This is a genomic window from Grylomicrobium aquisgranense (assembly GCF_033971865.1).
GTDB classification, from domain to species: Bacteria; Bacillota_I; Bacilli_A; order Erysipelotrichales; family Erysipelotrichaceae; genus Bulleidia; species Bulleidia massiliensis.
The window spans coordinates 19,951-31,070 of the sequence record NZ_JALBUR010000023.1; the positions used below are offsets into that span (position 1 = coordinate 19,951).

The following is an 11,120-nucleotide window of genomic DNA, read 5'->3' on the forward strand; positions in this document are numbered from 1 at the left end:
GTATTTTGACTCGATCCTATAATTCATTATTTTCAAAGCGAGACTGCAACAATGTCCAGCAGTCTTCCTTTTTGCACCATTGGCTAATGTTAATACCACGCACTACAGGATTTTGGAAATGATTCCATACCTTTAGTGCTAAATCTTCTATAACATTGACCATCTCCGGGGAAATCATTTGATTTTTCCAGATATAGTTCGTATCAAAAAGATTTTCATAATACTTTCCAATAAGCGCCATCACGTAATAATTTATTTGTGCTTTGTATCCTCCAAAGTTCAGACTGGCAACAATTTTGTCGCATTGCTGAAAGAGGATTACCTTAGCGATCATATCAATGTAAACCGCTTGAGTTGGCTGCGGGACTTGCCCGCTTTTAACCATGTCTGAAAAAATAACAAAGTTGGATTCCAATCCTTTACTCACATAATATGGGTATCCCATGTATGCCATTAGGCATTTTGCAGCCACCGTTTTAGATACACAGCGCTTTTTGGGAATCCTTTCCTTAAACTCCTTCTTTGCCTTAGGGGTCGACTGTCGATTAAGCTCAACCATATACTGACCCCTGGCCCGCTCATAGAACCACTGCTCCGTTTCCTTTCCTTTTTCAACTGGGATGAAAGTCCGCCTGGAAATCTGCTCCATTTTGATATGATATTCATCATTAGCATTAAAGTCAGACATATTAATTTTGTTCTGGCTGTTTGCATATTTTGAAATGTTGCTTGCGATTTCAACCGCCCGCTCCTGATCCTTGATTACAGAAAGTTTAACCTGTACATTCACGGCATCGAGCGGCAGCTTATTCTGATAGGCATTATAAATAGACGCAGTGGTCTGGCCACCATTGACTATCTGCCATCCTGTAATTTCCTTTATGCTGACAATGCCGTTGCCGGACTTCTTTTCATCGACTTCTATCGAATCGGCAATGGTTGATATGCCGTTGTTGTATGCCATGAACATTTCCGGTTCCTTGGCAAGGGATACCTTAATACCTTTGTTTACCTTGCCAGTTGCCTGAAGGTATGACCTGACGTTCTTTTGAATAAGATCCTGTCCTTCATCTTTATAAATATGTGCAAGAAGACTGCCTGGAATAACACCCACAAAACAATCATAGATTTTGTTCTCACCAGGGACTTTGATCATAGGAAGTTCTTGATGATATTTATTTTTCAGCCTAATGATAAGCGGCTTATATTCAACATCGCCAGACAGTACTAGATGATACAGTTTCTCGATATCATAAATATCGAACTTGATCGGAATCCTTCTGAACTTCATATCATCCGGAACATAATTCTTTGCAGTATCGTTCGTTATAAAGATTACGTTAACTGTTTCAATCTCTGAAGCTACTGCCTTGATTGCCTCATATGCCTGGTACCCGTCGCTTGTCGGCTCCAAATCATCAAATGTATCCGTATCACATGTTTTTAAGAATTTCACAGCCTTACGGACAAACTTATCAATATCCTTCTTCCAGAGCATCTCTGGTTCAGGCTTCGAGTCACACTTACATACAAGCAGGGTTAAAGAATGAAAGTATTCGCTGTAAGCATACCCATCAAGGCGCATATTTTCTGAGTCTTTTTTAAACTCTACTAAGGTCGTATCCGCTAAAGTTGTTACTTCATTTTCGTTCAAATATGAAAGAAACACTTCTTTGAAGGCTGCTGACATATTCGTATTCGCATGATCTATCATGTACTGCTTAACTTCATCGTTAAATTCATGGTAGAAATCCAGTAGCTTCTGATCCATGGTTACTCCTTAATCCCCTTCAGCAAATCTTTAGCTTCAATTGCGTAATCCATGCATTGAGCGACGGAAACGCTGTATTCCAAATCGTAGACTCCATTGGGAACATTTTTCTTAACTATTCTTGGAAATCCTGCTTTTACCTCAAATGAATATGTGTCACGAAGGGTATACCCTTCCTGATAATAATCTTCAGCAACATCCAAGTAGCCAGCTTTGGCGATCTTATCTTCAAATATCCTGCAGGCAGAAGGATCATCCTTTATCAGTCCACGAAGAATATTTATCAATTCCGGAAGCCTCTGTCCTCCGTTTGTATCTTTACGGAATGCATACATCCGTAAAAATAACTTTCCGTTTACGTCATGATCATCCAATTGATATTCACTATTGATATGAGCCATATAAGGCGCTTGTGTTGCTGTTGTTTTTATCTCAACAGCATTCTGCCCGATATAAAAATCATGCGTCTCATTATTTACGCCAGCCCATGTGTTTACTGCTGATGGGCCGGCATTAGTGATCAGCTCTCTCAAAAATAGAAGTTCACCAAACAATCCCTGTGCTTTGATACCGGTTAGAATTGGAAGTTCCCCTGCCGAGAAAAAATCCTTCCATTTCTTCAATATTGCCAACGTCTGTTTTGTACTGCCTTGAGGAGAGGGCAAAGTTTCAATACCGCGCCGCAGATCATCTGCCACAATTTCAAAAATATAGGACTCTGTACCTGGCATCTGCTGCAATTCTATATACAGCTGATTTTGCTGAGAATACTCAGGCATTGTGACCAAGTCAATCTTCACGCCTCTCCAGACGGGAAAACTTGTATCCTTAGTCGTTTTATCAGCTGGAATTTCCAGAGCCCGCATTCTTGGACCGACAGACATGGAATAAATAATTCCAATATTGTTCCTGCACGTATATTTTCTATGAATGTACTTGCTGGGGTCATATGCTTTGGTTTGCAGCTCCTGAAGCAGCGCATAATACATCTCCAATGTTTTATTCATCGTCATTCATCTCCATTGCTACCTCATTAAGTTTATAGGACTTAAGTTTTCCCTTGTCTTTCCGATCAGGAAACACAACTGCAAAAGCATAAGGGGCCTTCTCATTTTGAGTCTTTATATCCTCAGCTACTTTTTCGATAGGATAAAGGAGCAAAAAACCATGACCAAAACCTCGATATGTACTTCTTACTTCCCGTGCAACTACAGCGTTGTTTTGATTTGTCGTTTTCAGACGCTCTCGTAAATGCTCAGCTTTCTTTCGTACATCTTCTCTATAATCAAGTTCCTCATCTCCTGAAGAAGTAAGCACATGCAAGTCCCTTGTAACGCTGTCCACTACAGGATAATCCGGCCCCTTGTCCTTATTACGTTCAATACCATGCACTGAAATTGGCCATTGCGATGAGACTGCAATCTTAGAAGTAGGAGTTTCTCCTGTACCGGCAAGACATATTGTCCAGTCAGTCAATCCTCCAAATTTCATCATTTCTCTTATATAATCTGCAATATGATGTCCGCTAGCTTTTGTAGCCGACTTTGATGTGTGATAATGATCAAAGAAATCTGCAATTACAGTTCCAGAAACTCCGGTCCAAAAATACTTGCCTTTGCTGCGATTCCTTCCCGTAATTTCGTTATATGTTTTATGCCCGGGAACATCCAATCTGTTCTGATCCAGCGAAGACAGCAACGCATCTACAGTCTCGTAATTATTCTCAATAATTTCAGGGTCAGCATCAAGCAACCTTGTCTGTGTCAGCTTAGCCGAAAAATCAGCCTGATAATCCGTTCCTGCTCTTACTTTATTTCTTGCAGAAATAAGAATGCTTGGATCAGTTGCTACCTTCAGACCAAAATGCTCCGGATCAGTTTTCAGTGTGTTCATATCGTCAAACTGTGAGATTAGGTTTGCAACTGAATACGAAATTATTTCAAACTTATTGTATAAGTCAGATGTCGTATACAACCTGCACAAATCCAGATAACCAGGTCTAAAGCCAAACCATCTGCCCATCTGCATGAGTGTATCCATTGCTCCTGCGGCGCGGGTAAAATAGCTGATGGTAAGCCCTTCCAATGTTAAGCCTCTAGACAGTTTATCACCGCCAACAGCAATAACATTGAATGGCATGTCCTCATAATTTTTATAAATAAGACCATCGCTTGAATTGGAGTTAACGGACCAAACGACCAGTTCTCTCTTCTCCACAATTCTTCGGATCTCTGCCCAAACAACTGTGAAATCGACTTCGTCGCAACCTTTCATGTACTTAGAAAATCCAATCTTCAGCTTTTTTGTCGTCGGAATATAATCTGTGTCATAAATTGACTGGAATTCATCATGAATTGCGTAATCACCAAACTGTATGTAATTAAAAACTTCATTCTGTACATAATCCTGCAGTCTTCTCTTTATGATATCCTGCTGATCTACATACCGCACAATATGTACTAACATTGTGTTGGGTTTATTTCTCTGTCCACGCAGATTCCTAACTGCTGTAGAAATCAGGAAATACTTAACTGCCTCTTTTAATTCATCCGGCAATTCGCCTATTGGAGCATTCTTAGCTGTGCCCTTACCTAAGAAATCCTTTCCTTTTATTATTTCACGATATAAGGGCATGGTTGTAACAGGTTCCTCATCTCCCAAGCCGAAAAATTCACGGGCGCCAACATACAGCTCAGGACGAGGGGTTTCTGCAATAAAATCCTTCGGGAACAGATCCTTTCCATATACATCATCATCTGTCCGGTGCGGGATAAAAATATTAGCAAATGGGGTTGCTGTGTATCCTACATATGACTTGCATTTGAATACATTCAGAATTTTCCTGATAAGGCCATTAATTGTAGTAGGGTCTTCGCTCTTCTCCATATTCTTTGTATTCACGGATGCCTGATCAGCCTCATCATCGATAATAAGTGCGGGGTACGTTGCAGGAATAAAATTCTTACCATGTTCATTCTCAGCAATAGTACTGGTTGTGAGGTATTCGAGAATATTTTTCAAAGGACTTTTTACCTTTTTTGTCACAATAATGTACGGAGGGGTAATTGAAGTACTCTTTATGCTTTTATTAAAATCACCGTTCTCATCTCTGTTCGTCAATGACTGCAGTATATTTCCAACTTCAGAGTTGGAAATAACATTAGCAACGCCTATTGAATTCTGAAGGGCTTCCTGAAGCATCTGCTCAATATTTTCTGTGCTGGTTTCGTACCCCAACACCTCTTCATCAACACGTGACTGTGTCTGACTTCGCAGACTGTTCTGCATGCCTGTAAGCACAATAATAATCTTGTAGCCGGCGCTATATGCCTTATTTATCAATCCAAGATAGTGGGCTGTTTTTCCGGACTGAACATCTCCATAAACAAGCCCCCGGCGTTCATCTGGCTTGCCAGCAATGGGATTTGCCAAATAATTCATTACTTCATCCGTAGAATCATCAAGATCTCTTACTGAAGTAACACTCCAGCCCGGCTTACTTGAAAGATAGTCATAATATCTATTCCAATACTTTTTAGGCTCGTGTACATCTGCCTTAAAATCAGTCCACCAATGACGGTTGCAGACTTCTTCTGATTTGATAACATTGTGTTTGCTGCTTTCCTGAGTCACTTCCTCATAAAGTACTTTCTTAAGGTTATCAATATCTGATATGGTCCCTAGCATGGAGTAAGCTGTGACAATCCGTTCAACAGCGTCTTTTACCGGAATTTTCTGATCGTGAACCATTTTTGAGCAGTTTGAAATAGCTGCCACATAAAGCTGTCGTTCAGCCGCATCTATCCCATTAAAATCACTTATCATTGAGTTCCTCCACTATGGTAATAATTTCATCTCTTAAGTATGAATACATCGGCATATTCAGCAGTGTCTCCATGACTTCATTTTTGGAAAATCCTTGTTCTTTAAAAACAGCTGCATAATTCTTGATGTCCGACAAATCCTTTTGCTTCTGCAGATCATCCTGCTTGGGATCGCCGGTGTTAATCGTGTCCACTACTCCGCTTCTCATAAAGGGTGCGAAGTTTTCCACCAACGACAAATAAGCCCTTAACTCATTCTTTCCTTCATCATTCAATTGCTTCCTGATTGAATTCAGAAGAGTATGCTTTTTATTTATTTTGAATGTGTAATTCCCATTGTTGCGTCTTTGCTCCCAAACATAATCAAGATTAAGTGCAGATGGGCCTTTTTTTGAATATGCTCCGCGTGAGTTGTAAACCTTTGTTGATCGAGTAGTACAGTCATCAACTGCAATAATTACCCGATCTCTTAAATAAACAGGCAACGCTGCACGTGACTTCTTTATATCGATCTTCCAGTCCTCATCTGCATCGGCGGAAATGTCAATCTTTATCCTAGCAAGGTTAAAGGCTGGTTCTTTTCTAATCAAATCAAACCACGTACCATAGATGATCAGCCTACGATTTCTATACAGGTAAATTCCTTGGTGCCTATTCCATCCTTTAAAACCGCCCGCCGCATCATATTCCTGCTCAGATGCAAATTTTGTCTTGTGCGGAAGTACATACGGCTGAATGTACGTGCAAGTTTTATAATCGGGATCCCATATTTCATCTTCTGCCAACTCCTGTGTTGCTGGATTATTTGAAATGAATGGATCCCATGCTTCCAGAGGGTTATCACTATTAACAAATATTTTTAAGCCGTCTTCCGAAATAAAACGATGAAACACAAGACTCAAATGCTTCTGAACTTTATTTATTACTGAATAGAAATGATTTTTTGCCTTTTTCAGGTCTGAATCATCAATCAAGTTATCCAGCGTGCTGATGACAACTGCAGTCCCATGATCATTCATTCCATTAAGGTAACGATCATATCTGCCATCATCTTCTACAAGAAGCTGCCAACCCAGTGCACCTACTTGATCCAAATCCCAAGCAGCATTACTGATTTCCCCATTGCGGGCTGTTACCACCGTTACCCTTCTGCCTAGCGAGAATGCAGCGGTTTTCATTCCCATGCCAAACCGTCCCAAATCTGTTGCGGCCCTTTGCTCTTCTGGATCTGAAGAACCAATCTGCATGTTTTTATAAAGCTTGTCTCTTCCCATTCCGTTTCCATTATCCATAATAGAAACAATCTGGTTTTCCCAATCAAAGTTAATGTGAATTTCACTTGCATCAGCAGAAATTGCATTATCCACAATATCTGCGATAGCTGCTTCTTCAGAGTATCCAACTGACCTCAGTGACTGCAAAAGTAGACCAGCCTGCGGTATTGAAGGAACTGTACCTGTCATTTTGCCTCTTTCCCCCAGTTTCCAAACTTATTTTATTTCTTCTGTGTCATATAAAGCTCAAGTATCCATTATTGCTTCAGGCAACTTAACCTATAACAATAATGATATTCACGATTTGAAGCCTTCCTTCCCAGCACTTTGATCCAAATACAGATAACCATTAATAGTATGATTAACTCTCACATGGACGATGGTTATAAAGCAATTCAATCTTATTGTATCTGAACAAGCACAGCAACTGTAGAATTCACCAATTTGTTAATAAATTCTTGCATCTATGAAGCTCACTGTTAGTGATAGCTGAGAGAAGAACGATATCTCTTCTTAATTATTCTGAACAAAGTTGATCTACTTACATTCAGTTTTGAACACATGTATTTTTGGGTGATTTCACCATTCTTCCACCTCTCATATAATTCTTCTAAAAGAATATAATCGATCGGCTTAGGCTGTTTGCCTCTATACTTTCCGTCTTTTTTTGCGATCGCAATGCCCTCAGCCTGCCGCTGACGGATCTGTGATCTCTCTAACTCTGCCATAGCAGCAAACACAGTTAGCATGAATTGCCCCTGCGGTGTGTTAGTATCTATTCTCTCCTTGTCTGACACAAAGGACACCTTTTTCTTTTGTAGTTCATCAATGATATCCAGAAGATCATGCGTTGATCTTGCAAGGCGAGAAATTGATTCCACATAAAGAACATCTCCCTCACGGATATAATTCATCATTTCCTGTAATCCTGGCCTATCTCTGTTTTTGCCAGATGTCATATCTGTATAGATCTTTTCACACCCCAGGTCTTTCAATATTTTCTCTTGTCTAGCAGTATTTTGATCGACAGTACTGCATCGGCAATATCCTATCTTCATTTCAGAGACCCCCGTATATTTCAATAGAGTATAAATATTACATGAAACATATATGTATCATATGAATTATATTAAACCATATTGTGAAACACAACATTGTATGAATCAATTGAGTATACCCTAGTGATACATATTAAGACGACTTTAGTTCATATGTTTAAAATATGCCAGTGTTAGCGCCAGAATAAAAGGGCCATTTCGACTGACCCAAAGAGTCGGATAAAAAAAGACCGTTTTTGGTCGGGAAGAAAAGGCCACTGCGCAGTCAACCCAGACCTTTCCGGTATATGCCCATACGCAGGAAAGGCCAGGAATACACCCAGGTAATCCTGACCTTTCCATTGTAGATTCATATGCTCATGACAGCTCAATCAGGACTGGATTCTTCCTGATTTCATAATAGAAAAAAGGAGCCCGACGCATCAAGCTCCCTCTAGGTGTTGTCCGAAGACGGCCACCGCAATTCGTACTAATAATATAATACAGACCGAGATTAAGTGCAAGCCATTTCAAGAATTGCTGATGAATTCCTGAAGCTTAAGTAGATGAGCCCTTTGTTGTGTGCCTAGAATTTGGTTACAAACATTGGGACTCATTTGTACTCTAAGTTCATCTGTACAATCAGCAAAAGAATTAATAAACTGCTTGCACTCTGTTTTGGTCACGCCCATTTTTCGCAATACATAGGTAATTAGAATAACATAAGCTTCAATGTACTTAAAGTCTAATCCGTTAGTTCCTATTTCTGTTTCTAATAAGGAAAGAAGACGACGGTTTATAGAATTGGTTTGGAATCTTGTGTCGAAGATTGTGTTGTTATGTGCTACTGCATTTCTCAAGTCCTTAATGGTGTAAATAATGTACTCTGTAATTTTTCCGTCGGCATCTAGGTTACGCGGCAGTTTAAGTATAGAAGAAGTGGCTAATTTTATATTTGAACTTGCACAAGAGAAAAGCGTACCAAATTCTCCTAGCGTTAACGACTCAAAAATTGCCCATATAGGGATAGGACGATCACTATCAAAAAAGTGATTCACTACTTGACGTTTGTTTGAATAATCACGCAGTAAAGCACTATTGATTTTCCCCTTCAGTGTCATCCGTTTGGCGTATTGTTTATGATATTGTGAACTGCCGCGTGTGTATGATTTGTAATCAGTAATTGATTTCTCAAAGATGGCATCAAGTGTTTCGGATTTGCTGTCTTTTAAAACCGCTTCGATCACATAACTCTTTAATGCATTTTCAATAAACATTACTTTTGGATAAAAAATAGCCTTGAGTTGCATGTCAAATTTATTTAATGCGATGACCTCATCCAGGGAGGAAAAGGCTATGCGTTGGTTCGGAGTTCGGATAAAACGATATCCCTTAAAGCCATGATAATATCCTATGTTTCGAAGTGCCTGCGCCTGATTGCTTTTTACAGCAATATGATGATGGGCCCTTAAGTACTTCATGAGCTGATTGATTGACAGCATATTTTAACCTCCGAAACAAAAATATGTATTTATTATAGCACTTCCCCTTTACCGAAATAAAACATTCGGCTGCCGCAGCACGGGTCTAGGATTTCTTTTTCCATGAAAACATCCTCCTCTTATATGATATAGTTGAAAGAATGCTGGATTTCTGCTGTGGGTTCCAGGCAGCCGGGTGCAAATTGCGCAAAAGAAAACTTCTGCCGAAGTACTCGACAGAAGTGCGTGTGTACAGATGAATTAGTTCTGGTCTCCGAAATAGACAAACCCATATTTAGTCTTTTCCTGTGGCGAGACAGGCTGAGAAGAATCATCCATTTCACTAATCAACTTGTTTGGAATAGGGAAATCATGAATGAACGAAATGTCCGCTGTTTTCTCACTTGTTGGTAGTCCGCACATTTCATAAATCTTATTGATTTCTTCCATGGTGTTTTTCATGGCACCCTCCTAGTTAGCATTAATAACCCAAGAATGTGACGCGTTTTGAATAATTTTCACAGCTGATTTAGAGCTGCCGAACGTAATCATAAACGCATGATGAACACTCAAAACCTTGTCCTGCAATTGCTGGTCCTTCTCAAGATCTGTTATCTTAAGCCCGATGTTCTTACAATATTCAGCATCGAAATGCCGACCATGTTCTTTTGACTGTTCATGCTCGTTAAGATTTTCTGTAATCCCTTCAGCCCGTCCGGGGTCATCTTTGAACATTCCTGTTTTTAGCCAGTTTTTTACCAACTCGCCAGAAAGATCGATTGCTTCTTGCGCACGATATACAAATGCAGCTGGATACTTTTGCAGAACAATCGACCAGTATCCCAAATTATTCGGGTTTTTTGACAAATCCTCTTTGGCATCGTTAAACTCCTTGAGAATGCTGTACGCAGGAATACCGTTAAATTGCGGATCGATGGGCCCAAGGCTTGAGTGTGCGCCCATTACTATTTCTTTTGCCGCACATGCCATCATGGTTCCTGCAGACATTGACAACTGAGGAACAATGGCTCGAATATCGGTTCCAAACTTTTTACGTAAATACTTTACGATTGCTTCTGCCGCAACAGGAGAGCCGCCGGGTGTATGCAGTATGATATCCAATCCACGACTGCAATCCATCCCTCTGACAGCGTTCATAAACCCGTTCATATCACTATCATTTACGTCCATGCCGACAGCCTGCTTGTTTAGAAATGCGGAATAGTAGGCAATAGTATTTCTGCCAGTATAAGTAGAAAGTTCGTTTAGATACTTTGTTCTTAGAAAGTCCAATTGTCCAGGAACTGTTCCGAGTTCCACGAGAATATCATCCCAAGATGCCATATACGCCGCTCCCTTGATATAAGATATTATATCAGAAAAAGCGTGCACACAAGTAAGCCGCTTACGATATTTACATCGCTCCGCTCTTCCGGTAACAATTCACCGATAGATTCCAACAATCTTTGATAAGGTGATTATTTCCCAGCTATTTGGGAAATATGCAAAAAAGTTTTCCACATCTTTTCTGAATGAATCGTAAGCGTCAAAGTAGCACCATCTTTCAATAAATAGCAGGATATCCGATACTGTATGCAGTCCCGTTTTTAGACAATATGTAAAAGCCCTCCATTAACTTGTGTGTTCGAGGATCATCCCGCATACTTGTTATTGGCTCAATAAAGAGATGGGGAAGTTGCCTCATCCAAGAAAGGAAGGCCTTTACATGATAG

At 40.0% G+C, this 11,120-nt stretch carries 8 protein-coding genes; all 8 read right to left on the bottom strand.

The window, feature by feature from the left end; genetic code table 11:
- Positions 1 to 16: 16 nt before the first annotated feature.
- The 8 genes from MOZ60_RS08585 to MOZ60_RS08620 all read right to left on the bottom strand — a co-directional run bounded on the left by MOZ60_RS08585 (position 17) and on the right by MOZ60_RS08620 (position 10,731).
- Entirely contained in the window at positions 17 to 1,771 is a 1,755-nt protein-coding gene (locus MOZ60_RS08585; RefSeq protein ID WP_370596363.1) for an AIPR family protein, read from the bottom strand.
- A gap of 2 nt (positions 1,772 to 1,773) precedes the next feature.
- Positions 1,774 to 2,778 carry a PD-(D/E)XK motif protein gene (locus tag MOZ60_RS08590; protein WP_370596364.1) on the bottom strand — a complete coding sequence of 335 codons (1,005 nt, stop codon included), beginning with the start codon at positions 2,776 to 2,778 and terminating at the stop codon, positions 1,774 to 1,776.
- Positions 2,771 to 5,596, bottom strand: a complete 2,826-nt coding sequence (locus MOZ60_RS08595; protein ID WP_370596365.1) for a Z1 domain-containing protein — start codon at positions 5,594 to 5,596, stop codon at positions 2,771 to 2,773. Before MOZ60_RS08595 ends, MOZ60_RS08590 begins: the two co-directional genes overlap by 8 nt.
- Complete coding sequence (locus tag MOZ60_RS08600) at positions 5,586 to 7,058, bottom strand: ATP-binding protein (RefSeq protein WP_370596366.1); 1,473 nt, start codon at positions 7,056 to 7,058, stop codon at positions 5,586 to 5,588. Before MOZ60_RS08600 ends, MOZ60_RS08595 begins: the two co-directional genes overlap by 11 nt.
- A gap of 290 nt (positions 7,059 to 7,348) precedes the next feature.
- Positions 7,349 to 7,927, bottom strand: coding sequence for a recombinase family protein (locus tag MOZ60_RS08605; protein WP_370596367.1), 579 nt, complete (start codon positions 7,925 to 7,927; stop codon positions 7,349 to 7,351).
- Between the two features lie 509 nt (positions 7,928 to 8,436).
- Positions 8,437 to 9,408 (bottom strand): Abi family protein, encoded by a 972-nt coding sequence (locus MOZ60_RS08610; protein WP_370596368.1) that lies wholly within the window; start codon positions 9,406 to 9,408, stop codon positions 8,437 to 8,439.
- 240 nt (positions 9,409 to 9,648) lie between these two features.
- Positions 9,649 to 9,849, bottom strand: coding sequence for a hypothetical protein (locus MOZ60_RS08615; protein WP_277653214.1), 201 nt, complete (start codon positions 9,847 to 9,849; stop codon positions 9,649 to 9,651).
- A gap of 9 nt (positions 9,850 to 9,858) precedes the next feature.
- Positions 9,859 to 10,731, bottom strand: a complete 873-nt coding sequence (locus tag MOZ60_RS08620; RefSeq protein ID WP_277653215.1) for an SDH family Clp fold serine proteinase — start codon at positions 10,729 to 10,731, stop codon at positions 9,859 to 9,861.
- Between the last annotated feature and the right edge of the window lie 389 nt (positions 10,732 to 11,120).

Coding starts and splice junctions, on each gene's coding strand:
- MOZ60_RS08585 (WP_370596363.1), bottom strand. CDS start 1,771: ATGGATCAGAAGCTACTGGATTTCTACCATGAATTTAACGATGAAGTT.
- MOZ60_RS08590 (WP_370596364.1), bottom strand. CDS start 2,778: ATGAATAAAACATTGGAGATGTATTATGCGCTGCTTCAGGAGCTGCAA.
- MOZ60_RS08595 (WP_370596365.1), bottom strand. CDS start 5,596: ATGATAAGTGATTTTAATGGGATAGATGCGGCTGAACGACAGCTTTAT.
- MOZ60_RS08600 (WP_370596366.1), bottom strand. CDS start 7,058: ATGACAGGTACAGTTCCTTCAATACCGCAGGCTGGTCTACTTTTGCAG.
- MOZ60_RS08605 (WP_370596367.1), bottom strand. CDS start 7,927: ATGAAGATAGGATATTGCCGATGCAGTACTGTCGATCAAAATACTGCT.
- MOZ60_RS08610 (WP_370596368.1), bottom strand. CDS start 9,408: ATGCTGTCAATCAATCAGCTCATGAAGTACTTAAGGGCCCATCATCAT.
- MOZ60_RS08615 (WP_277653214.1), bottom strand. CDS start 9,849: ATGAAAAACACCATGGAAGAAATCAATAAGATTTATGAAATGTGCGGA.
- MOZ60_RS08620 (WP_277653215.1), bottom strand. CDS start 10,731: ATGGCATCTTGGGATGATATTCTCGTGGAACTCGGAACAGTTCCTGGA.